The organism is Achromobacter sp. KK8 (assembly GCF_054188005.1).
This window is the reverse complement of record NZ_CM135178.1, coordinates 143,455-164,915: the sequence shown is the minus strand read 5'-3', so window position 1 is coordinate 164,915 and position 21,461 is coordinate 143,455. Positions and strand designations below refer to the sequence as shown.

Annotated in this window: 20 protein-coding genes and 1 tRNA gene; 16 read left to right on the top strand and 5 right to left on the bottom strand. The window is 67.0% G+C overall.

Annotated elements, in window-relative coordinates; all coding sequences use genetic code 11:
• Positions 1-78: 78 nt before the first annotated feature.
• The 3 genes from xerD (at position 79) to ACVN9Z_RS00765 (ending at position 2,342) form a co-directional block, all read left to right on the top strand.
• Positions 79-1,062, top strand: a complete 984-nt coding sequence (gene xerD, locus ACVN9Z_RS00775; protein WP_458212985.1) for a site-specific tyrosine recombinase XerD — start codon at positions 79-81, stop codon at positions 1,060-1,062.
• Between the two features lie 66 nt (positions 1,063-1,128).
• Positions 1,129-1,617, top strand: a complete 489-nt coding sequence (gene ybaK / locus ACVN9Z_RS00770; protein ID WP_026383153.1) for a Cys-tRNA(Pro) deacylase — start codon at positions 1,129-1,131, stop codon at positions 1,615-1,617.
• A 146-nt stretch (positions 1,618-1,763) separates the two neighbouring features.
• Positions 1,764-2,342, top strand: coding sequence for a DJ-1/PfpI family protein (locus ACVN9Z_RS00765; RefSeq protein ID WP_006385523.1), 579 nt, complete (start codon positions 1,764-1,766; stop codon positions 2,340-2,342).
• 150 nt (positions 2,343-2,492) lie between these two features.
• On the opposite strand, the gene adhP is transcribed toward ACVN9Z_RS00765, so the two are convergent.
• Complete coding sequence (gene adhP, locus ACVN9Z_RS00760) at positions 2,493-3,521, bottom strand: alcohol dehydrogenase AdhP (protein ID WP_020926756.1); 1,029 nt, start codon at positions 3,519-3,521, stop codon at positions 2,493-2,495.
• Positions 3,522-3,732: 211 nt separating this feature from the next.
• Here adhP and ACVN9Z_RS00755 point away from each other — a divergent pair, with 211 nt between their 5' ends.
• Positions 3,733-4,122, top strand: coding sequence for a ribbon-helix-helix domain-containing protein (locus ACVN9Z_RS00755; RefSeq protein ID WP_006385521.1), 390 nt, complete (start codon positions 3,733-3,735; stop codon positions 4,120-4,122).
• Between the two features lie 135 nt (positions 4,123-4,257).
• Here the strand turns inward: ACVN9Z_RS00755 and pbpG are convergent, their stop codons facing one another.
• The 3 genes from pbpG to ACVN9Z_RS00740 form a co-directional block, all read right to left on the bottom strand.
• A complete protein-coding gene (gene pbpG, locus ACVN9Z_RS00750) occupies positions 4,258-5,541 on the bottom strand; it encodes a D-alanyl-D-alanine endopeptidase (RefSeq protein ID WP_458212984.1) in 1,284 nt (427 codons plus the stop codon).
• Positions 5,542-5,853: 312 nt separating this feature from the next.
• Positions 5,854-5,928 (bottom strand) — tRNA-Arg (locus ACVN9Z_RS00745).
• A 190-nt stretch (positions 5,929-6,118) separates the two neighbouring features.
• Complete coding sequence (locus tag ACVN9Z_RS00740; RefSeq protein WP_458213495.1) at positions 6,119-7,870, bottom strand: ATP-dependent nuclease; 1,752 nt, start codon at positions 7,868-7,870, stop codon at positions 6,119-6,121.
• A gap of 398 nt (positions 7,871-8,268) precedes the next feature.
• Here ACVN9Z_RS00740 and ACVN9Z_RS00735 point away from each other — a divergent pair, with 398 nt between their 5' ends.
• The 9 genes from ACVN9Z_RS00735 (at position 8,269) to ACVN9Z_RS00695 (ending at position 16,115) form a co-directional block, all read left to right on the top strand.
• Positions 8,269-9,033: an enoyl-CoA hydratase/isomerase family protein gene (locus ACVN9Z_RS00735; protein ID WP_047993232.1), complete on the top strand. Its 765-nt coding sequence runs from the start codon at positions 8,269-8,271 to the stop codon at positions 9,031-9,033.
• Positions 9,030-10,652: an AMP-binding protein gene (locus ACVN9Z_RS00730; protein ID WP_150101803.1), complete on the top strand. Its 1,623-nt coding sequence runs from the start codon at positions 9,030-9,032 to the stop codon at positions 10,650-10,652. The genes ACVN9Z_RS00735 and ACVN9Z_RS00730 overlap by 4 nt, the downstream gene beginning before the upstream one ends.
• On the top strand, positions 10,649-11,599 hold the full coding sequence (locus tag ACVN9Z_RS00725; protein ID WP_150101804.1) for a hydroxymethylglutaryl-CoA lyase: 951 nt from the start codon (positions 10,649-10,651) through the stop codon (positions 11,597-11,599). The genes ACVN9Z_RS00730 and ACVN9Z_RS00725 overlap by 4 nt, the downstream gene beginning before the upstream one ends.
• An 87-nt stretch (positions 11,600-11,686) precedes the next feature.
• Complete coding sequence (locus ACVN9Z_RS00720; protein WP_006385515.1) at positions 11,687-12,223, top strand: MarR family winged helix-turn-helix transcriptional regulator; 537 nt, start codon at positions 11,687-11,689, stop codon at positions 12,221-12,223.
• Positions 12,224-12,313: 90 nt separating this feature from the next.
• Positions 12,314-13,048: an enoyl-CoA hydratase/isomerase family protein gene (locus ACVN9Z_RS00715; RefSeq protein WP_047993231.1), complete on the top strand. Its 735-nt coding sequence runs from the start codon at positions 12,314-12,316 to the stop codon at positions 13,046-13,048.
• Positions 13,045-14,241, top strand: coding sequence for a CaiB/BaiF CoA transferase family protein (locus tag ACVN9Z_RS00710; RefSeq protein ID WP_047993230.1), 1,197 nt, complete (start codon positions 13,045-13,047; stop codon positions 14,239-14,241). Before ACVN9Z_RS00715 ends, ACVN9Z_RS00710 begins: the two co-directional genes overlap by 4 nt.
• Before the next feature lie 71 nt (positions 14,242-14,312).
• A complete protein-coding gene (locus ACVN9Z_RS00705; RefSeq protein ID WP_054481915.1) occupies positions 14,313-15,284 on the top strand; it encodes a Bug family tripartite tricarboxylate transporter substrate binding protein in 972 nt (323 codons plus the stop codon).
• Positions 15,285-15,435: 151 nt separating this feature from the next.
• Positions 15,436-15,690, top strand: a complete 255-nt coding sequence (locus tag ACVN9Z_RS00700; RefSeq protein ID WP_006385511.1) for a type II toxin-antitoxin system prevent-host-death family antitoxin — start codon at positions 15,436-15,438, stop codon at positions 15,688-15,690.
• A complete protein-coding gene (locus tag ACVN9Z_RS00695; protein ID WP_045953464.1) occupies positions 15,687-16,115 on the top strand; it encodes a type II toxin-antitoxin system VapC family toxin in 429 nt (142 codons plus the stop codon). The genes ACVN9Z_RS00700 and ACVN9Z_RS00695 overlap by 4 nt, the downstream gene beginning before the upstream one ends.
• A gap of 75 nt (positions 16,116-16,190) precedes the next feature.
• On the opposite strand, the gene ACVN9Z_RS00690 is transcribed toward ACVN9Z_RS00695, so the two are convergent.
• A complete protein-coding gene (locus ACVN9Z_RS00690) occupies positions 16,191-17,144 on the bottom strand; it encodes an NAD(P)H-dependent flavin oxidoreductase (protein ID WP_047993228.1) in 954 nt (317 codons plus the stop codon).
• A 215-nt stretch (positions 17,145-17,359) separates the two neighbouring features.
• Here ACVN9Z_RS00690 and ACVN9Z_RS00685 point away from each other — a divergent pair, with 215 nt between their 5' ends.
• Genes ACVN9Z_RS00685 through ACVN9Z_RS00675 form a run of 3 tightly spaced genes read left to right on the top strand, consistent with a single transcriptional unit; the run spans position 17,360 to position 21,460 of the window.
• Positions 17,360-18,559, top strand: a complete 1,200-nt coding sequence (locus ACVN9Z_RS00685) for an MFS transporter (RefSeq protein WP_020926766.1) — start codon at positions 17,360-17,362, stop codon at positions 18,557-18,559.
• A 16-nt stretch (positions 18,560-18,575) separates the two neighbouring features.
• Entirely contained in the window at positions 18,576-18,737 is a 162-nt protein-coding gene (locus tag ACVN9Z_RS00680; protein WP_006385506.1) for a hypothetical protein, read from the top strand.
• 59 nt (positions 18,738-18,796) lie between these two features.
• On the top strand, positions 18,797-21,460 hold the full coding sequence (locus tag ACVN9Z_RS00675; RefSeq protein WP_241059921.1) for a PD-(D/E)XK nuclease family protein: 2,664 nt from the start codon (positions 18,797-18,799) through the stop codon (positions 21,458-21,460).
• Position 21,461 lies beyond the last annotated feature (1 nt).

The following is a 21,461-nucleotide window of genomic DNA, read 5'->3' as shown; positions in this document are numbered from 1 at the left end:
CGCGCCCGGCATTGCCTTGCGCGACGCTCCGCATACGCCTCGGCCGATTCGCCTTCCTGACGCCTTCCTCCCGGTCCCATGCCTGATTCCCGCGCGCCGCTTGCTTCCCAGGCCGACATCGATGCCTTCATCGACGCCGTCTGGCTCGAGGACGGCCTGTCGGCCAACACCCTGGCGGCCTACCGGCGCGACCTGACCGGCTTTGCCCGCTGGCTGGAGGACCCCGAGGCCTACGCCCGCGAGATGGCCGACCGCTACGGCGACGCGGCGTCGGCGCACGCGCTGCCGGCCGGCCCCGCCAAGGCGCTGGCCGAGGCCGGCAAGGCCGATATCGAGGCCTGGTTTGCCTTTCGCCACGAGGAAACCCGCGCCACCACTGCCAACCGCCGCCTGGCGGCGCTGCGACGCTTCTACGCCTGGGCATTGCGCGAGCATCGCGCGGCGCGTGATCCCTGCCTGACACTGGTGGCCGCCAAGCAGCCGCCGCGCCTGCCCAAGACGCTGTCCGAGCAACAGGTCGACGCGTTGCTGCGCGCGCCGGACCTGAACGAGCCGCGCGGCCTGCGCGACCGCGCCATGCTGGAAATGCTGTATGCCACCGGCCTGCGCGTGTCCGAGCTGGTTGGCGTGCGGGCGCTGGACGTCAGCCTGAACGAAGGCGTGGTGCGCGTGGTGCTGGGCAAGGGCGGCAAGGACCGCCTGGTGCCGCTTGGGGCGGAGGCGGCGCACTGGATCGACCAATACATGAAAACGGCGCGGCCCGAGCTGGCCGCGGGCCGCGTCAGTGACGCGCTTTTCATCACCGGCCGCGCCGAGGCGATGTCGCGCCAGGCGTTCTGGCAGCTGGTGAAGAAGTACGCGGTGCTGGCGGGCGTGCACGCGCCGCTGTCGCCGCACGTGCTGCGCCACGCCTTCGCCACCCATCTGCTGAACCATGGCGCCGATCTGCGGGTGGTGCAGATGCTGCTGGGCCACGCCGACATCTCCACCACCCAGATCTACACGCATGTGGCGCGCGAACGCCTGAAGGCGCTCCACGCGGCGCATCATCCGCGCGGCTGACGCGGGCGTTTGCGCGCCATCGCCGGCCTGCCTACACTTTTGCCTTCGCCTTTTCGCCGCACCGCCATGAGCAAAGCCCGCCACGTTTCCGAAACGCCCGCCACCCAGTTCCTCAAGCAGCACAAGGTGGCGTACACCGAACACACCTATGACTACGTCGATCACGGCGGCGCCGGCGAGGCCGCGCGCCAACTGGGTCTGGACCCGCACGCGGTGGTCAAGACGCTGGTGATGGAAGACGAATCGGCCAAGCCGCTGATCGTGGTGATGCACGGCGATCGCGAAGTCTCCACCAAGAACCTGGCGCGCCAGGCGGGGCTGAAGAAGGTCGAACCGTGCAAGCCGGAAGTCGCGCAGCGTCATTCCGGCTACCAGGTCGGCGGCACCTCGCCGTTCGGCACGCGCAAGAAGATGCCGGTGTGGGTCGAGGCCGAGGTGCTGCAATACCCGGTCGTCTACATCAACGGCGGCCGCCGCGGCTACCTGGTGGGCATCGACCCGAACGTGCTGGTGAGCCTGCTCGACGCCAGGCCGGTGACCGTGGCGCTGGAATAAGGGGTGCAGCGGCCTCGCGGCCCGCGTGGTATCCCGTTACCACCCTCGCGTTCTCCGGCGGGGGCACAATGACCCAAGAACATCAAGAACCGGCCGCCCGGCCCGCGGGCGCACCAGCCGGCGATCCCCATCCCCAGGAGACGAACATGAGCAAGAGACTGTTGATGCTGGTCGGCGACTACGCCGAAGACTACGAAACCATGGTGCCCTTCCAGACGCTGCTGGCGGTGGGCCACACGGTGCACGCCGTTTGCCCCGGCAAGAAGTCCGGCGAGAGCATCGCCACCGCCATCCACGACTTCGAGGGCGCGCAGACCTACAGCGAAAAGCGCGGCCACAATTTCGCCCTGAACTACGACTTCGACCGCGTCGAGGCCGATTCCTACGACGGCCTGGTGATCCCGGGCGGACGCGCGCCGGAATACCTGCGCCTGAACGAAAAGGTGCTGGAGATCGTGCGCGCCTTCGACAAGGCCGGAAAGCCGATCGCCGCCGTCTGCCATGGCGCCCAATTGCTGGCGGCCGCGGGCATCCTGGAAGGCCGCACCTGCTCGGCCTATCCCGCCTGCGCGCCGGAAGTGCGCCTGGCCGGCGGCACCTACGCCGAGATCGGCATCGACCAGGCCTACACCGACGGCAACCTGGTGACGGCGCCGGCCTGGCCCGCGCATCCGGCATGGCTGGCGCAGTTCCTGGCCGTGCTTGGGACCCGGATCACGCACTGAACCGGCCGCGTGGCCGGCGCCGCCTCGCGCGATCCGCTGCCGCGCCATGAAAGGGGGGGCGCCGTTCCCGCGCCCTGCGTGCATTCCCGCTCCGCAGCAAAACAAAGGCGCCTGCCATGGCAGGCGCCTTTTTGCGGGGCGAGGCGAGTGTTACGCCGCCATGTCCAGCACGATGCGGCCTTCGATCTGGCCGCGGCGCATGCGGTCGAACACGCTGTTGATGTTCTCCAGCTTCTCGGTCGCCACGGTCGCGCGCACCTTGCCTTCCTCGGCGAACTGCAGCGATTCCTGCAAGTCCAGCCGCGAACCCACGATCGAACCGCGCACCGTCACGCCGTTGAGCACCATGTCGAAGATCGACAGCGGGAAGTCGCCCGGCGGCAGGCCGTTGAGCGCCACCGTGCCGCCGCGACGCACCATGCCCAGCGCCTGCTCGAAGGCCTTGGGCGAAACCGCCGTGATCAGCGCGCCGTGGGCGCCGCCGATTTCCTTCTTCAGGTAAGCCGCTGGATCGGTGGTCTTGGCATTCACGACCACCTCGGCGCCGAGACGCTTGGCGAAATCCAGTTTGTCGTCGTCGATGTCCACGGCCGCCACGTTCAAGCCCATGGCGCGCGCATACTGCACCGCCATGTGGCCCAGGCCGCCGATGCCGGAGACCACGACCCAGTTACCCGGCCGTGTGTCCGTCATCTTCAGGCCTTTGTAGACCGTGACGCCGGCGCACAGTACCGGGGCGATGTCGACGAAGCCGACATTCTTCGGCAGCAGGCCCACGTAGTCGGCCGCAGCCAGCGCGTACTCGGCGAAGCCGCCGTTGACGGAGTAGCCGGCGTTCTGCTGCTGTTCGCACAGCGTCTCCCAGCCGCCCAGGCAATGCTCGCAATGGCCACAGGCGGAATACAGCCAGGGGATGCCGACGCGGTCGCCTTCCTTGACGTGCGTCACGCCTTCGCCCACCGCCACCACGTGGCCCACGCCTTCGTGGCCCGGGATGAAAGGGGGATTGGGCTTGACCGGCCAGTCGCCCTCGACCGCGTGCAGATCGGTGTGGCAGACGCCGCAGGCCTCGATCTTCACCAACAGTTCGCCCGCGCGCGGGCGCGGCACCTCGACTTCTTCGATTTCCAGGGGTTTGCCGAACGCGCGGGCCACCGCGGCCTTCATGGTCTTGTTCATTGCTGCCTCCGAAGTCAGATCAGTCTTAGCATGCTCGGATGGGTACGCGTCCGAGACCTTGATTTATATCAACGGTGTCCGGATGGGGGCGGCAAGGAAACTTATCGTTGCAGAATCGGCGAGGTCCTCCTGCCGGCAGGGGTGTCTTGCCGTGCCGCCGGGTGTCGTCGTAAAGTGGCTCGCAAGTATCGTGTCCGCACCAGGAGCGCCCATGTGTGAAATCTTCATCCGCGCCAGCGAACAGTCCTACGCGCCCGAAACCCGCTCCCTGCGCCTGCATGGGGCGGCCACCAGCCTGCGGCTGGAACAACTGTTCTGGCAGGTGCTGGAAGAGATCGCGGCGCGCGACGGCATGCGGGTCACGCAATTGATCGAGCGCCTTTACGACGAACTGGTGGAGTACCGCGGCGAGGCCGCCAATTTCACCTCCTTCCTGCGCGTGTGCTGCCTGCGCTACCAACTGCTGCAGGCCGAGGGCCGCATCCCCGCCGATGCCGCGGTGCCGATCCGCTCGCTCAACGCCAAAGCGGTGCTGGAAGGCCTGCCGCCTTCCATGTACGACCCGCAGCCGCTGCGGCCGAAACGGGCGGTCGCGGCGTAGGCGTGAATACACAGGCCTTCCGAAGGCCGCCGGTGTGGAAAGCGGATGCCCGCGTCCGCGCATGCGCCGGCCGGCGCCGGACGAAAAAAAGCCCGATCCTGGATCGGGCTTTTTCGTGGGTGGGCGAGGCGCGGATCAGCCGCCGGGTTGGGCCGAGGCCATGGCCACTTCGCTTTGCACGATGCGGCGGATGCGCACCGCATCGCCGATGCGCGACAGCTTGCCCTGCGAGTCCAGCAGCACGATGGCCAGGTCGCGGCCATTGATGCGCGCCAGCATCACCAGGCATTCGCCGGCTTCGTTGATGTAGCCGGTCTTGGACACCTTGATGTCCCAGTCGGGCTTGCGCACGAGCAGGTTGGTGTTGCGGAAGGTCTGCGTGCGGTTGTTGATCTCGACGTCGTACTCGGTATCGGTGGAGTAGCGGTGGATCAGCGGACGCTGCGAGGCGGCGCGCAGCAGGCGGGCCAGGTCGTGCGGCGACGACACGTTGTCGCTGGACAGGCCGGTGGGTTCGATGAAGTGCGTGCTGGTCATGCCCAGCGACTGCGCCTTGGCGTTCATGGCGGCCACGAACGCGGGCAGGCCGCCCGGATAATGGCGGCCCAGCGCGTTGGCGGCGCGGTTCTCGGAAGACATCAGGGCCAGGTGCAGCATGTCGCCGCGCGACAGCTTGGTGCCCACGCGCAGGCGCGAGGTGGTGTGCTTGAGGCCGTCGATGTCTTCATCGGTGATCTCGAGCATCTCGTCCATCGGCTGGTTGGCATCCACCACCACCACCGCGGTCATGAGCTTGGAAATCGAGGCGATGGGGCGCACCACGTTTTCGTTCTTGGCGAAGATCACGGTGGACGTGGCCAGGTCCTGCACATAGGCGGTGCTGGAGCGCAGCGCGGCGGCTTCGGCGCGCACCGACACCGCGGGCGGCGGCATGGCGGCGGCCGCCGCAGCGGCGGCCGTGCGCTGCGCGCGCGACGGTTTGTTCGGCTTGCCGTTCTTGCCGGCGGCGCCCTTCTTGGACGAACCCTGCTGCGCGACGGCCTGCTTGCCGCCCTTGGGAGACGCCTTTTTGCCGGCGGCCTGCTTGGGCGCACCCTTGCCCGCGGCCTGTTTGCCGGCGGCGCCCTTGGGCGTGGATTTGGCGGCGGCCGACTTGGGCGCGGCTTGCTTGCCGGCGGCTGCCTTGGGCGCGCCCTTGGCCGCGCTCTGCTTGGGGGCGGCGGCCTTGCCGGCGCCGGCCTTCTTGGCGGGAGCGGGCGCCTTCTTGGCTTGTTGCGCCTTGCAAGCGGCCGACTTGGCGTTGGTCTTGCAGGGGTCGGTATTCTTCGCGGCGAGCGCGGTGGAGGGCAGGAGCGCGCACATCGCCAGCGCCGCCGGCGCTATCGCGTTCGCAATTGCACGTTTCCAGTTAAATGCCATGGTTTGAACAGGCTTGTCAGTCTGTGAAGAATTGTTTCCCTGATCGTGCTCGCGACGGTTCAGGAAAAGTCCAGATGAATTAGAGGCTTACGCGTCGAATTTAAACAGCAATTTCAAGTGACGCGCAAGACGATTCGCTATCATCGCCCAAAAAAATATCGGGGTCGTATTGACGGATGGCGTATTCGTCACCAAACGCGTCCCGAGACGCTACCGGCGCGCGGCGCGTGAGCGTAGCCCGGATTAACCCTCATCTGGCTGAAAGCGGGGAATTTTCTTGCGATGGCCTGCGGAATCGAGGCCGGGGAAGGGTGGCCTCGCCGGGTGGAATCGAACCACCAATTGACCCTTAGGAGGGGCCGGTTATATCCATTTAACTACGGCGAGACTTCTATAAGTTGCTGAAAATAAAGGATTTTGTGTGCGACTTATATCCATTTGAGAGCAGAATTCTAACATTGAAGCGTCGATGGCTCGATCTTGCGTACGGGCTTGCTACAGCGCCCCAAAGTAGCTCTGCTCGTGTAAGCGACAGGCGTTCGGCAAGGACGACACCCTCCAACCTCCGCCTTGCAGGTCAGTTTTGAAACTTCTGGACGATCTTGCGAACTAGGACGGCTAGAGTAGCGGGAACAACTTTGTCGGTTGAAAGCCGTCGTCCTAGGTAGGAAGCAAAATCTCCTTTCTTGGTTCCCTTGAGTTTGTGATGGACGATCAACAGGTCATGTGGATCGTCCAGGAGCGCGTTAAGTGACTCAAGGGGCGGCCGATCTAGTTCCAAGAGCGCAGTGTTCGCTTCTATCAGGTCTGAGCCTCTCGTTTCTAGCCAGCCTTTGCTTTTTGCATGAAGCCAAGCGGCGTGGTCGCATAGTTCATCAATTGAGATCGGAATTTTGATTCCGCTTGATTTGATTCGCCGAACATGATCATCTCCATTGTCGATTCCGACGAAGATGCGGCTGGTTCTGCCCTCTCGGCCGATTGCTTGGCATCTCTCGAACAACTTGTTCGCGGCTTCTTTGCCCGCAGCGTCGTGATCAAACAATGCGACGGTAGTCGCCGTGACGTCAGTCATGGCTGCTCGCGCTAGACAGCAACTTGCCACCCAATTTGCTCCCCCACCCATGCCATCCTTGGCCATGATCACAAAATTCTGCTTTAGGCCAAGTGCCGATATCGCCGCCTCGATTATTGTCTTGTCCGAGCTGCCTTCAACATAGAGGGCTGGCTTATTCGTGACAAGCGCAGCAGCCTCCAGCTCCCTAACGGAAGCGATCAACTGTTCACGCTCTTCCTTGGCCTTTGCGAGATATGGTTCCACGAACGGCATCAATCCAAGATGCTGATCGACTTGTTCGGGGGATATTTCCCTGGAAAAATCTGTGCGGCCGTTGCTGCGTATGGTGTTCTGGATGCCACCGTTCGAGCTGGTTTTCGCGACGTTGTAAAACGCGGGCGAATGTGTGCTAACAAGGATCTGAACGCTAGAGGCGTAGGAGGCGAACTCAGTCGCCATATCAACTTGTTTGCTTAGTTCCAGATTGTTTTCGGGTTCTTCATATCCCCAGATTGTCTCTGATGGGGGTTTACCCATTGCAGAATTGGTTTTGCGCTGATCCGCGAGAAATTTCAATATCAGCGGGACATGGCGACCCTGAATTCCATCCCCTCGGTAGTGCAATGCAGTCTTGGTGTGATCGTCTGCGGAATTGAATTCCAAAGCTTCGAACAGGTCGCCCAAGTCACTGGGTAGCGAAAACTCGGTTTTTAGTTGGAGCAGTCTATGCGAGTCCTGCTCTATTTTTTTTACTTCGGCGCGGAGACTGGACAGAAAAGTCGTTGAGGCGCCCGTGAGTTTCGGCGCCACTGTGTCCGCCAGCGTCGCATGGAGTCTTCTTTTCAGGGAGGAAAAAAAGCTCTTCCCTCGCACGGCTGGCACGTACTCAAACGCCAAATGCCGAATCCAATATGCGGTTCTAGAACCTCGCGAGAACTCCCTTCCATCCTTACGGTACACCTGATCCAGATAGGGGGCTGGGGAGTCTGCGCGGTAGACCTTCTTCCAGATTACGTGATCAGCATCTCGATAATTTTTTGGCGGAGTGAACTCAACTTCTATCTCAATTTGTTTGGCCTTTTTTGCAACCAACTTGGCTTGTTGAGAGAAGTCGTTTTCGAATACTAGAGGCTGGTCTAGATCGGTATGCCCATTGAAGAAGAGGTTCAACGCGCGGAGGAGATTGCTCTTGCCGGAATCGTTCAAGCCCACAAGCGCCGTATAGTCATGTAGCTCGATATCTGCTTCCGCGAGAGACCGGAAATTCTGCACCCGTACCCTGGATATGTACACGTCACCCCCTATGAAGAAGGTGGATTGTAACTTGATGTGATTCGAGGCCTCTTATGCGCCTGGGACGTGCGATTCGCTACTACAAACCTACTACAGCAAAAACCCAAGCCTTTGAATAATTGTGGTATTTGGGTTGTAGAGTTCGCCGTTAACTACGGCGAGACTGCGCGATGGCTTCGCGCTGGAATCGCATCAGGCCAAGTGACGCCTAGTGCTTTGATATTCCAGGGAAAGACCGGCGCGTAAGTGTAACACCATTGGATAAGCACCGAAATTTAGTGGATTAAATCAACTATATGCCCTATATTGCCTGGCATGGCCAGTCGTCGCCGCCGCGCGGCGGTCCGGCCGCATACCCAGAACATCCAGGAGCAGGCATGACCCCGACTTTCCACACGATCCTGCTGGACGTGCAGGACCGTGTCGCCACGGTGACGCTGAACCGGCCCGACAGCCGCAACGCGCTCAATTCCCTCATGTGCGCCGAATTGGTGCAGGCCATGCAGCAACTGGCTGACGATCCGGACGCGCACGTGGTGTTGATCGCCGCGGCCGGCACGGCATTCTGTGCCGGCGCCGACCTCAAGGAGCGCAAGACCATGTCGAACGCGGAAATGACGGCGCGCCGGGTACAGGGCTTCGCCGCCTATGCCGCGATCGAACGCCTGCCGCAGCCGGTGATCGCGGTGGTGCAGGGCGCGGCGTTCGGCTCCGGTTGCGAGATCGCCGGCGCCTGCGACTTCGTGCTGGCCTCGTCCGAGGCCACGTTCTGCTATCCGGAGGTGGGGTGGGGCACCGTCGGCGCCACGCAGCGCCTGCCGCGCATCGCCGGTGCGCGCAAGGCCAAGGAATTGCTGTTCACCGGCCGCCGTTTCGATGCGGCCGAAGCGCGCGAGATCGGCCTGGTCAATCATGTGTATGCGCCCGACGCGCTGGCGGGCGAAGCGGCGCGCATGGCGGCGGCCATCGCGCGCGCCGCGCCGCTGACCGTCAGGCTGACCAAGCGCAGCATCGACCAGGGATTGGCGACCACGCGCGAAGGCGCGATGGCGATCGAGTTGCTGGCCATCGAGGAAAATCTGCGCGGCAGCGACTGGAAGCAGGCCATCGCCGGCTTCGGCGCGGCGGGAGACAAGGAATGATCGGTCCGATGACCCTGTCGCAGGCGCTGGCACGCCAGGTGGCCGAGCGCGGCGCCGCCGAAGCCTTCGTCGCGCCCGGCGAACGCCACACCTGGGCCGCGCTGCAGGATGGCGCGCAACGTATCGCCCGCGGCCTGCATGCGGCCGGCGTGCGCCGTGGCGACCACGTCGGCGTGCTGCTGGGCAACGGCGGCACCTGGGTGCAGGTGTTCTATGCCTGCGCCATGCTGGGCGCCGTGACGGTGCCGGTCAATACGCGCTTCAAGACCGATGAGCTGGCGTTCTGCCTCAGGCAGGCCGACGTCAAGCTGCTGCTGACGGCCGACTCATTCCTGGGCATCGACTTCCTCGGCCTGCTTACCCAGGTCGAGCCGGCGCTTGACAGTGGCTTGCCCGGCGAGGCGCTGCCGTTGCTGCGGCGCGTCGTGGTGCTGGGCGCGCGCTGCCTCGCGGGCGCGCAGCCTTGGCAGGACTTCCTGCGTGCCGGCGAGACGGTCGACGATATCGAGCTCGACACCGCGCTGCGCGCCGTGGCGCCCGACGACGTATTGCTGATCCAGTACACCTCGGGCACGACCTCGTTTCCCAAGGGCGTGATGCTGACGCATGCCAACATGCTGACCAACGCCTGGGCCGCGGCGCAGCGCATCGGCGTGCGGCCCGACGACCGCTATTTCAGCATCCGTCCGTACTTCCATGTGGCCGGCACTACCTTGTCGATCCTGGTCAGCCTGATGACCGGTTGCTGCCTGCTGACGCTGCCGAAGTTCGACGTGGCCGAGGCGCTGCGCATGCTCGATGAAGAACGCTGCACGCTGACGTCCGGCAACGACACCATCTTCCTCATGCTGATGGGGCATCCCGATTTCGACCGCAAGCGCATTCATCTGCGCGGCGGATGGGCGGCGGCAGGTCCGCAGGTGATGGGCAAGATCCGCGACGTGATGGGCGTGCCGGGCATCTGCAACGCCTACGGCCAGTCCGAAGCCTCGCCCAACATCACGCTGTCCGCGCACGACGATCCCTTCGAACTGCGCGCCATGGGTTGGGCTTTGCCGCATCCCGGCATGCAGGTGCGCGTGGTGGATCCGGGCACGGGCGCACCGCTGCCCGCCGGCATGCAGGGCGAGATCCAGGCGCGCGGTTGGAGCGTAATGAAGGGCTATTACAAGATGCCCGAGGCCACCGCCAAAGCGCTTGGCGCGGACGGCTGGCTCAGCACCGGCGACCTGGGCGAAATGGACGCGGCGGGCCGGCTGCGCATGGTGGGCCGCCTGAAGGACATGTTCCGCGTGGGCGGCGAGAACGTCGCGCCGGCTGAAGTGGAAGAGACCCTGCACGGCCACCCCGCCGTGCGCATGGCGCAGGTGGTGGGCGTGCCGGATGCGCGCCTGGGCGAAGTGCCGGCGGCGTTCGTGCTGCTCAAGGAGGGCCAGGATTGCACGCCGGACGAGCTGACGGCCTGGTGCAAGGCGCATTGCGCCAACTTCAAGGTGCCCCGCTATGTCGAGATCGTCGATAGCTTCGAGCACATCGGCATGACCGGCAGTTCCAAAGTGCAGAAGAACAAGCTGCGCGCCCACGCGCTGGCGCTGTTCGGACTGGAGCAGCAGGCATGAGCGCGCGCGACGTGGTGCTGTGCGAATGTTTCGCGCGCGACGGCCTGCAGCATGAGCCGGACTTCATCGACACCGCGGTCAAGGTCGACCTGATCGACCGCTTTGCCGCGCTGGGCTTCGAGCGGGTCGAGGCGACCTCGTATTCCAATCCCAAGGTGGTGCCGCAATTCGCCGACGCCACCGAGTTGCTGGCGGCGCTGCCGCGGCGCGCCGGCGTCTGGTACAAGGCGACCTGCGCCAATGCGCGCGCCGTCGAGCGCGCGCGGGCCGACCTGGATGCCGGCATCGGCGCCAACGAGATCAGCCTGCTGGTCTCGGCCAGTGAATCGCATTCGACGCGCAACCTGAAGCGCGATCGCGCCGCCCAATGGGACAACATCGCGGAGATGGCGCGGCTGGCGGACGGCCGTTTCCGCCTGATCGGCACGATTTCGGTGGCGTTCGGCTGCCCGTTCGAAGGCGCCGTCGATCCGGAGACGGTCATGGCCGACGCGCGGCGCTTCGCCGCGCTGGGCGTGGACATTGTCACGCTGGGCGACACCACCGGCATGGCCACGCCGGCATCGGTGCGTGACCTGTATGGGCGCATGGCGCGCGAGGTGCCGCAGGTGACCCCGGTGGCGCATTTCCATGACACGCGCGGCACCGGCCTGGTGAACTACGTGGCGGCGCTGGAGGCAGGCGTCACCCACTTCGATTGCGCCTTCGGCGGTGTCGGCGGGCATCCGGCCAAAGTGCGCTACGGCGGCGGCCATACCGGCAACGTCGCCACCGAGGACCTGGTCAGCCTGTTCGAGTCCATGGGCGTGCGCACCGGCCTGGACCTGGCGGGGCTGGCGGCCGTCTCGGCCCATTGCCAGGAAGTGCTGGGGCGCGCCCTGCACAGCCGGGTGGCGCAAAGCGGGCTGAACCCGCTGATCGGCGCTGCCGCGAGAGCGGCCGCGTGAGGGGCGCGCGCCGCCTTTGTATATCATGCGGGCAGTGGCGCGCGCAGGGCGCGAACGCCACGTTTTCCCGCATCTGACGAGTCCGCCATGGCCACCCGCACCGCATCCAAGTCCGCCACCGCCGCGCGTCCCGCACCCCGGGCGCTCAAGGAACTGTTCTCGTACCGGTTGAACCGGCTGGCTTATGTCTCCAGCCGCATTGCCGCCGGCCTGAACGAAAGCCGCTACGGCGTCGGTCCGCGCGAATGGCGCATCATCGCGCTGCTGGGCGCGGCGCCCGACATGTCGTTGAACGCCGTGGCGCGCGAAGCCAACATCGACAAGAGCCAGGCCAGCCGCACCGTGTCCGAACTGATCGAGCGCGGCCTGATCCAGCGCAGTGCCGACAGCCAGGATGGCCGTGGCGTCAGCCTGGACCTGACGCGCGCCGGCCGCGCGCTGTACGAGGAAATTTTCCCCGCGGCGATCGAGCGCAACGAAAGCATGCTGTCGGTGCTATCGGATGCCGAGCGCGAGGCGATGGAGCGCATGCTGGACAAGCTGACGGCGCATGCGCTGGAGATGTTGAACGAATGCAAGGCGGAGGTGCCGGCGCGCCGCGGCCGCGGCGTGCAGCCGCGCTAACGCGTGGGCGCGCGGCCCGCGCCTTTTTTTACCCTTATTGTTGATTTAATCAATCACTTTGCTTGTCGCCATTGGAAGAGGATATCCGTGATGTCGGAATTGATCATTGAAGACCTGGGCGCGGTGCGGCTGCTGCGCCTGAACCGTCCGGAAAAGCACAACGCCCTGAACACCGCGTTGACCACGGCGCTGCTGGAGGCCTTGCGCCAGGCGGACCGCGACGACGCGGTGCGCGCGGTGGTGCTGGCGGGCAACGGCAAGTCGTTCTGCGCCGGCGCCGACACCGGCGAGTTCTCGGCCCTGACGCCGGAACAGCCCGACGCGGTGCTGCGCCGCGCCGATCTCACTACCGATCTGCACCTGGTGTTCTCGCGCATGGTCAAGCCGGTGATCGGCGCGGTCCATGGCAATGCGCTCGGCGGCGGCGCCGGCCTGGCGCTGGCATGTGACCTGACCGTGATGGCCGAGGACGTGCGCTTGGGCTATCCGGAACTGCGCCACGGCATCGTGGCCGCGGTGGTCATGGCCAACCTGGTGCGGCAGGTGGGCCGCAAGCATGCCTTCGAGCTGGTGGCGATGGCCGAGCCCATCGACGGCGCCCGCGCGCTGCAGCTGGGCATCGCCAACCGCGTCGCGCCCGCCGCGCAGGTGCTGGACCAGGCATTGGCGATGGCGCAACGCCTGGCTGGCTGGGAGCCGGCCGCCATGGGCCTGACCAAGCGCGCCTTCCATCGCGCGGCCGACCTGGGGCTGGCCGAGGCGCTGGGCGTGGGCCGCGACGCCAACGTCATCATGCGCGGCTTTCGCCAGGGAGCGGCGCGATGAGGCCGCTCGAAGGCGTCACCATCCTGGACCTGTCGCGCGTCCTGGCGTGCCCGTTCGCCTCGATGATCCTGGCCGAGCTGGGCGCCGACGTGATCAAGGTCGAACAGCCCGGCGGCGGCGATGAGACGCGCGGCTTCGAGCCCAAGGTGCGCGGCGAGGGCGGCACCGAGTCGGCCTATTACCTGGCCTTCAACCGCAGCAAGCAATCGGTCACGGTGAACTTCCGCCACCCCGAAGGGCAGGTGCTGATCCGGCGCCTGGCGCAGACCTGCGACGTGGTGGTCGAGAACTTCCCGGTCGGCACGCTCGCCAAATACGGGCTGGACCGCGAGCACATCGCGCCGGACAACCCCGGCCTGATCTATTTCTCGTGTACCGGGTTCGGCATGACCGGGCCGTACGCGCCGCGCAAAGGCTATGACACCGTATTCCAGGCCATGGGCGGGATCATGAGCCTGACCGGCGAGCGCGGCGGTGGCCCGGTCAAGCCGGGCCTGCCGGTGAGCGACCTGACCTCGGGCCTGTGGGCCGCCATCGGCATCCTGTCGGCGCTGGTGGGGCGGGCGCGTTCGGGGCAGGGCTGCCACATCGACTTCTCCATGCTGGACGGCCAGGTCGGCCTGCTGTCGCTGGCGGCCGCGCGTTACTTCGCGCTGGGTGAGGTGCCGCCGCGGCTGGGCACCGAACATCCCGGCCGGGTGCCGTCCGCCGCCTTCGAATGCGGCGACGGACGCTGGGTGCAGATAACGGGCAGCGATCAGCACTGGAAGCCGCTGTGCGAGGCGCTCGACCTGCCGCAATGGGCCGACGATCCGGAGCTGGCGCGCAACGCCGTGCGCGTGGCGCGCCGCGACGAAGTCATGGCCGGCCTGTCGGCCGCCGCCGCGCGGCTGACGCGCGACGAACTGTGTCGCCGCTGCGATGCGCGCGGCGTGCCGGCCGGCCCGATCCTGGACGTCGAGGAGATCCTGCACAACGAGCACGTGCTGGCGCGCGGCATGGTGGCCAGCTACGAGCATCCGTCCATCGGCCGCTTCGGCGCGGTGCCGGTCCCGTTCAAGTTCGATGGTTTCGACGATCCGCGGCTGGAGCGTCCGCCCTTGCTGGGCGAGCACACCGACAGCGTGCTGGCCGGCCGGCTCGGCCTGTCGCCGGCGCAGATCGAGGCGTTACGCGCGCAGGGCGCGATCTAGCCATCGGGGCCATGCGCCCCGGGGCCTTTCCCCGCACCACGCATAAAACACAATATCCCAGGAGACAAACCATGAAGACTCTGAAGCGCCTGCTGTGCGGCGTGGCGGTGGCGAGCGCGTTGTGCGCCCCTGCCGTCGCCGCCGATTCCTATCCCTCGCAGCCAATCACGCTGGTCAACCCGTATGCCGCCGGCGGTCCCGCCGACGTGCTGGGGCGGGCCCTGGCGCGCGAGCTGGAAAAGCAGTTGGGCAAGACCATCATCGTCGAAAACAAGGCCGGCGGCGGCGCGGCCATCGGCGCCAACTTCGTGGCGCGGGCCAAGCCGGACGGCTACACGCTGTTGCTCGGCACGTCGGCCGCCCACGTGGTGACGCCGCTGATGCAGCAGACGCCGTACGACGGCATCAAGGACTTCGCCTTCGTCTCGATCGTCGCCAACCAGCCCAACATGCTGGTGGTGCGGCCCACGCTCAAGGCCGACAGCGTCGAACAATTGATCGCGATGGCGCGCAAGGAACCGGGCCGCATCAACTATGCCTCGGCCGGGCCGGGCAGCTCGCCCCACCTGGGCGCCGAACTGTTCCGCGAACGCGCCGGCGTGGACATCGTCCACATCCCCTACAGCGGCGCGGCGCCCGCCATCAATGACCTGGTGGGCGGCCAGGTGGACATGGCGGTGCTGAACCTGGCTGCCAGCCTGCAGTTCATCCGCAGCGGCCGGCTCAAGGCGCTGGCCTACGCCAACGGCCAGCGCTCGCCGTTGTTGCCGGACGTGCCGACCCTGGCCGAATCCGGGGTGAAGGGCGCGGAGTCGGCGTCCTGGTACAGCCTGGCCGCGCCCAAGGGCACGCCGCCGGAAATCCTCCAACGTCTGAACGATGCCGTGGCCAAGGTCAACGCCGATCCTGAATACAGCAAGCTGATGCAGGCGCAAGGGGTGGATCTGTGGAACATGACGCCGCAGGAGGCCACCGCCTTCGTCGAGAAGGACCAGGCCGCCATGCGCAAGCTGGTGCAGGCGGCGGGGTTGATGAAGAAATAGGACGGTTCCGGCGGCCGGAATGACGGTTTGCCGCCCTGGTCGGATCCTGATGAGCGGGAAAATCTCCCGGTGGCCCTGGCTGCCGGGGTGGTTTCATTGCTTTCTATGTAGTAACGTTACTACGTTATTTGTAAGGATCAGGGGATGCATCATGTCTATCACCACACTGTCCAGCCGGGAACTCAATCAGGACGTGACCCGCGCCAAGAAGGCGGCCCTGCATGGCCCCGTGTTCATCACGGACCGCGGCAAGCCATCCCACGTCCTGCTCGGCATCGAGGAATACTGGCGCCTGGTCGGCCAAAAACGAAATCTCGTCAGCGCATTGTCGATGCCGGGCCTGGCCGGCATCGATCTCGATGCCCCCCGCTCACGCGAGCTGCCCCGTCCCGCGGACGTCGACTGATGTTCCTGCTGGATACCAATGTGCTGTCCGAGCTGCGCAAAGCCGGCGACGGCAAGGCGGACAGGAACGTGATCGCCTGGTTCTCGAACGAGGACGCGGTGAACTTCTACGTTTCGGCGATCACGCTCATGGAAATCGAAATCGGCATCCAGCGCATGGAGCGGCGGGATGCCGACCAGGGCGCACGCCTGCGGGCCTGGATGCGCGATCGCGTCCTGCCGGAATTCTCCAACCGGACGCTGCCGCTCGATGCGGCCGTGTCGTTGCGTTGCGCCAGGTTGCATGTGCCGGATCTGCGTCCGGAACGGGACGCCTTCATCGCGGCTACCGCGCTGGTGCACGGGATGACGCTCGTTACGCGAAACGTGTCCGATTTTTCCGGTTGCGGGGTCCGCCTCGTGAACCCTTGGGAAGCGAGCGCCTGAAAGACAACGCCCAGGCTGCGCCGGCGTTGAGCCGGCGTCGGATGTCCCGCGCCGACCGACGGCGGCGCTTCGCAGTCAACCCGCCAGCGCCGCCACGCGCCTGAGCGCGTCGCGCGTTTCCGCCACCAGTTGCTCCACCACGGCGCCGGCCGGCTGCAGGCTGTCGATCAATCCAGCGCTCTGGCCGGCCTCGACCTTGCCGCCCTGCACGTCGCCGTCGAAGGCTGCCTGCTTGAGGGAACTGCCGGCGAACATCGTCTCCAGCATGGCCTCGTCGCCGCCGCGCTCGGCCGCAAGGTAGTCGCGGGCGAAGGCGTTGCGCAGCATGCGCACCGGCGAGCGGCCGCGCCCCACCAGCGTGGTGTCGGCCACGCCTGCCGCCAGCACTGCGTCCTTGTAGGCATCGCACACGCCGGCCTCGGGCGTCAGCAGGAACCGGGTGCCCAGTTGCGCGCCCGCGGCGCCCAGGCACAGCGCGGCCGCGATGCCGGCGCCGTCGGCGATGCCGCCGGCCGCCACCACCGGCACCGACACGCGCCGCGTCACCGAGCGCAGCAGCACTTGCAGGCCGATTTCATCGGGGCCGGGATGGCCGCCGGCCTCCAGGCCGACGGCGATCACCGCGTCCACGCCGGCCGCTTCGGCCTTGGCGGCATGCTCGGGGCTGGCGATGACCTGCAGCCATTTGGCGCCCGCCTCGCGCGCGCGGCCGATGTGCTTCTGCGGCCCGCCCTGCGACGCGATGATGACCGGCACGCCTTCGGCCAGCGCGATGTCCATGTGTTCCTGCGCGCGCTTGTTGTAGAGCGGGATGTTGACCGCGTAGGGCGCGTCGGTGCCGGCGCGGACCTCGCGGATGGCGGCAAGCAGCGCCTCGGGGTACATCGGGCCGGCGGCGATCACGCCGAGCCCGCCGGCGCGCGACACCGCCAGCGCCAGCGCCGCGTTCGACGAGGCCCAGCTCATGCCGCCCTGGATGATGGGATAGCGCGTGCCCAACAGGCGGGTCAGCGGGGTTTGCAGAGTCATGGCTGATCAGAAGAGGGAAAAACCCATTCTGGAATATATGGTTGATAAAATCAACTATATTTTGCGTGGCACGCCAGTGAGCGAGCACGCCATGCGCGATGCGCCGACGCGGGTATTGCCGGTCGCGCCAGGTTATTTGTTTATGATGTGCGCGTCTGGCCCAAGGCCCGGCCGTCCCGAGGAGGGGGCGCCTTTCCCCATCAATAAGAACAATCATGTCCAGCACTACCGATACGCGTTACGTGCGCACCATCATCCTGGGTACCCTGGTGGTGCTGCTTGCCATGGGCGTGCGCGCCACCTTTGGCCTGTTCATGCAGCCCATGGGCCTGGCCCACGGTTGGGGCCGCGATGTGTTTTCCATGGCCTTCGCGCTGCAGAACCTGGTGTGGGGCGTGGCCTGCATCTTCATGGGCATTCTGGCCGACCGCCATGGCTCCGGCCGCACCATCGCGCTGGGCGCGTTGCTGTACATGCTGGGCATGATCGGCACGCGCTTTGCCACGGACGAAACCACGCTGTACCTGAGCGCCGGCGTGCTGGTCGGCCTGGGGCAGGCCGGCACGACGTTCCCCGTGATCCTGCCGGTGGTGGCGCGCGTGGTGCCGCCGGCCTACCGCAGCACGGCCATGGGCATTGCCAGCGCCGGCGGCTCGCTCGGCCAGTTCGCCGTGGTGCCGACCGGCCAGGCGCTGATCACCGGCCTGGACTGGCCGGGCGCGCTGTGGGTGTTGTCGCTGTTCGTGGCATGCGCCGCGCCGCTCGCCTATTTCCTGCGCGGCCGGCCGCAGGCCCACGGCGGGCCGCAGCAGTCGCTGGCGGCGGCGGTGCGCCAGGCGGTGCGGCACCCGTCGTTCCACTTCCTGTTCTGGAGCTATTTCGTCTGTGGCTTCCACACGGCCTTCATCACGCTGCACCTGCCGGCCTACGTCACCGACGGCGGCCTGACGCCGGGGCAGGGCGCCACCGCGATCGCGCTCATCGGGCTGTTCAACGTGCTGGGGTCGTTCTACGCCGGCAAGCTGGGCGGCAAGTACAGCAAGAAGCGGCTGCTCGCGGTGGTCTACGGCATGCGCGCATTCGGCATCCTGCTGCTGCTGTGGATGCCCCTGTCGCCGTGGGTGCTGTATGCGTTCGCGGCCTGGATGGGGCTGTTCTGGCTCGGCACCGTGCCGCTGACGCAGGGGCTGATCGGCCAGATCTATGGCCTGCGTTATGCGGCAACCCTGTCCGGCATCGTCTTCCTGGGGCACCAGGTCGGCAGCTTCATCGGTGTCTGGCTGGGCGGCTACGCCTATGCCAAGACCGGCAACTACGACCTGGTCTGGTGGCTCGGCGTAGCGCTGGCGGTGGCCGCGGCCCTGCTGTGCCTGCCGGTGCGCGAACAGCCGCTGGCGCAGCCGGCCGCAGCCTGACAGGTCGCAACCCGCCATGAACGCCAGGCCTGCTCCCACGCCCGCCCGCCGCCATCGCGGCTGGCGGCTGCTGGGCTGGACGGCACTGGCGCTGGTGCTGGGCCTGGCCTTCTGGGGCTACACCACGCCCGAGATGCAGATCCACTGGGAAAACCTGGCTTCGCTGTGCGGTTTTTAGCCGCGCTGGCGCGGCGGCCTCGCGGTATCCTACGGCGGTGAACGATTCTTCGCCTTTCCATGCAGGACGACCCGCTTTCCTACCCTGATCTCAGCCTGCCCGAAGTCGGCGCCATGCCCGCCGCCGACCTGCTGGTGCTGACGGTCAACAACCGCCTGTCGCGCCGGCTCACGCTCGAGCTGGCCGGGCTGTTGCGCCAGGAACGCCAGGTCAGCGAACTGCCGCGCATCCTGCCCCTGTCCGCCTGGCTGGCCGAGTCCGCTAACGAACTGGCGTTCGAGGACGACGAGGACGTGCCGGCCTATCGCCTCGACAGCTTCGCCACGCAGCTGGTCTGGACCGAGGCCATCCGCGCCGAAGAAGCCGAGCGCGTGCTGCTCGATGCCAGCCAGGCCGCCCGCCTGTCGATGGACGCCGACCTGCTGATGGACGAATGGACACTGCAGGTGCCGTCCGGCGCCGATACCGATGAGTACCGCGGCTTCGCCCGCTGGCGCCAGCGCTACCGCAAGGCGCTGGCCGCCATCGACGCCGAAGACGCGAACCAGGGTTATGCGCGGGTGTTGCGGGCGCTCGAAGACGGCCGGCTGGCCGTTCCCGGGCAACTGGTGCTGGCCGGCTTCACCGATCTGTCGCCGCGTTTCCGGCGCCTGCTGCGCGCCTTCGAAGACCAGGGCTGCCTGATCGCGCAATGGCGCGATACCCAGCGGGCGCCGGCCACGCCGCGGCGCTTCGAGGCGGCCGACCACGGCGCCGAATGGCGCGCGGCGGCCGAATGGGCCGCGGGCCAGCTGGCACAGCATCCCTCCGGCCGCTACGCCATCGTTTCGCCGCAGCTCGAGGCCGAGTCGCCGTTCGCGCGCCGCATCCTGAGCCAGGCGCTGGCCGGCCGCGATGGCGCGCCGGCATTCGCCTTCAACGTGGCCGTGGGCCGCCCGCTCGACGAATGGCCGATGGCGCGCGCGGCGCTGGCCTGGCTGCGGGCGCTGGCTGAATGCGCGGCCGGCAAGGGCTGCGCCGTCGAGGTGCTGGGCGCGGCCCTGCTGGCGGGGCACTGCGCGGGCGACGTCAGCGAACGCGCGCGCCTGGCCGCCATCGACGCGCGCTGGCGTCGTCGCGGGCAGGTCCATGTCGGCGCGGCCGAGTGGCGCAAGCAACTGGCGGCCTTGCCGCCGTTGGCGCAGGCCTGGGACCAGGCCATGGAAATCTGGACGCGCGGTGGCGCCCGCGCGTCTTGCGACGTCTGGATGCTGCGTATGAAAGCGGCGCTGACGGCGCTGGGCTTTCCCGGCGAAGGCGTGCTGGACAGTGTCGGCTACCAGGCGCTGGGGGCGCTGGGAGAAGCCCTGGGCGGTTTCTCCGCGCTGGCGCCCGCCGCCGGCAAGCTGGGCGGCGTGGCGGCGGTCAATCTGCTGCAGAGCGTGGCGCGCTCGGCTTCGTTCCAGCCGCAGCGCGATCCCTCGGCGCGGCTCGACGTGCTGGGCCTGCTGGAAGCCGAAGGCGGCTTCTGGGACGGTATCTGGATACTGGGCCTGACCGACGACGTGCTGCCTGCCTCGCCCAAGCCGAATCCGTTGCTGCCCCTGGCGGTGCTGCGCCAGGCCAAGGCGCCGCGCGCCACGCCCGAACGCGAACGCGAATGGGCCGAGGGCATCTACGCGGCGTTGTGCCGTTGCGCGCCGCAGGTGATCGTCAGCCATGCGCACATGGACGGCGAACGCGAACTGCGGCCGTCGCCGCTGATCGCCGCTGCTGCCCCCACCGACTGGCGGCCGGCGCCGGTCGCGGCCGTGGCCGCCCTGCCGCAGGAATCGCTGGACGATATGCGCGGACCGCCGCTGGCGGCCGATGACCGCGGCGGCGGCGGCCTGGACGTGCTCGACACGCAGGCGCGCAACCCCTTGTGGGCCTTCGTGCGGCATCGGCTGGGCGGGCGCGAGCTGGCGCCCTATGCCGACGCGGCCACGGTGAACGTGCGCGGCCAGTTCCTGCACAAGGCGCTCGAGCTGGTGTGGGGCATGCTGCCCGACCAGGATGCCCTGCATGAAACGCTGGCGCAGGGGCGCCTGCCGGCGCTGCTGGAACAGGCGGTGGCGCAGGCGGCGGACGAGGAACTCCAGGAATACGCGCCGGCCCTGAAGGCGCTGGAATGCGCGCGCGCCAGGACGGTGCTGGCGGCGTGGCTCGACATGGAGGCGCAACGCCTGCCGTTCGCGGTGGCGCAGGTCGAGAAGAATCACCAATGGCGCCATGGCGCGCTGCACCTGAAGCTGCGGCTGGACCGCATCGACACGCTGGCCGATGGCCGCAACGTCATCGTCGACTACAAGACCGGGGTGGCCGCCGCCAAGCCCGAGCCGGATTGGTCGCGCAGCCGCCCCGTCAACGTGCAGCTGCCGTTCTATGCCTCGGTGCTGGCCGATGCCGCTGGCGGCGAGGTGGCCGGCCTGGTGCTGGCCCAGATCCACGCTCGCCAGGTGGCGGCGCAGGGACTGGCCGACGAAGACCTGGGCATGGAAGGCGTGACGCTGGCCGCCGAGAGCAAGTATTTCGATGGCTTGTCCTGGCCCGAGATCCGCCAGCGCTGGCGCGCCGCGATCGAGTCGCTGGCCGATGAATACGTGGCGGGCTACGCCGCCAACGTCGCCTATCGCCGCGACGACCTGAAATACTGCGATGCGCTGCCGTTCCTGCGCTTGCACCTGGACGATGAGGACGCCTGAG

What these genes read in the sequence shown, in the direction of transcription:
- ACVN9Z_RS00685 (WP_020926766.1), top strand. Translation starts at nt 17,360, where the DNA reads ATGTCCAGCACTACCGATACGCGTTACGTGCGCACCATCATCCTGGGT.
- ACVN9Z_RS00690 (WP_047993228.1), bottom strand. Translation starts at nt 17,144, where the DNA reads ATGACTCTGCAAACCCCGCTGACCCGCCTGTTGGGCACGCGCTATCCC.
- adhP (WP_020926756.1), bottom strand. Translation starts at nt 3,521, where the DNA reads ATGAACAAGACCATGAAGGCCGCGGTGGCCCGCGCGTTCGGCAAACCC.
- ACVN9Z_RS00715 (WP_047993231.1), top strand. Translation starts at nt 12,314, where the DNA reads ATGTCGGAATTGATCATTGAAGACCTGGGCGCGGTGCGGCTGCTGCGC.
- ACVN9Z_RS00675 (WP_241059921.1), top strand. Translation starts at nt 18,797, where the DNA reads ATGCAGGACGACCCGCTTTCCTACCCTGATCTCAGCCTGCCCGAAGTC.
- ACVN9Z_RS00755 (WP_006385521.1), top strand. Translation starts at nt 3,733, where the DNA reads ATGTGTGAAATCTTCATCCGCGCCAGCGAACAGTCCTACGCGCCCGAA.
- ACVN9Z_RS00680 (WP_006385506.1), top strand. Translation starts at nt 18,576, where the DNA reads ATGAACGCCAGGCCTGCTCCCACGCCCGCCCGCCGCCATCGCGGCTGG.
- ACVN9Z_RS00730 (WP_150101803.1), top strand. Translation starts at nt 9,030, where the DNA reads ATGATCGGTCCGATGACCCTGTCGCAGGCGCTGGCACGCCAGGTGGCC.
- ACVN9Z_RS00705 (WP_054481915.1), top strand. Translation starts at nt 14,313, where the DNA reads ATGAAGACTCTGAAGCGCCTGCTGTGCGGCGTGGCGGTGGCGAGCGCG.
- xerD (WP_458212985.1), top strand. Translation starts at nt 79, where the DNA reads ATGCCTGATTCCCGCGCGCCGCTTGCTTCCCAGGCCGACATCGATGCC.
- ACVN9Z_RS00710 (WP_047993230.1), top strand. Translation starts at nt 13,045, where the DNA reads ATGAGGCCGCTCGAAGGCGTCACCATCCTGGACCTGTCGCGCGTCCTG.
- ACVN9Z_RS00735 (WP_047993232.1), top strand. Translation starts at nt 8,269, where the DNA reads ATGACCCCGACTTTCCACACGATCCTGCTGGACGTGCAGGACCGTGTC.
- ACVN9Z_RS00720 (WP_006385515.1), top strand. Translation starts at nt 11,687, where the DNA reads ATGGCCACCCGCACCGCATCCAAGTCCGCCACCGCCGCGCGTCCCGCA.
- ACVN9Z_RS00725 (WP_150101804.1), top strand. Translation starts at nt 10,649, where the DNA reads ATGAGCGCGCGCGACGTGGTGCTGTGCGAATGTTTCGCGCGCGACGGC.
- ybaK (WP_026383153.1), top strand. Translation starts at nt 1,129, where the DNA reads ATGAGCAAAGCCCGCCACGTTTCCGAAACGCCCGCCACCCAGTTCCTC.
- ACVN9Z_RS00765 (WP_006385523.1), top strand. Translation starts at nt 1,764, where the DNA reads ATGAGCAAGAGACTGTTGATGCTGGTCGGCGACTACGCCGAAGACTAC.
- pbpG (WP_458212984.1), bottom strand. Translation starts at nt 5,541, where the DNA reads ATGGCATTTAACTGGAAACGTGCAATTGCGAACGCGATAGCGCCGGCG.
- ACVN9Z_RS00700 (WP_006385511.1), top strand. Translation starts at nt 15,436, where the DNA reads ATGTCTATCACCACACTGTCCAGCCGGGAACTCAATCAGGACGTGACC.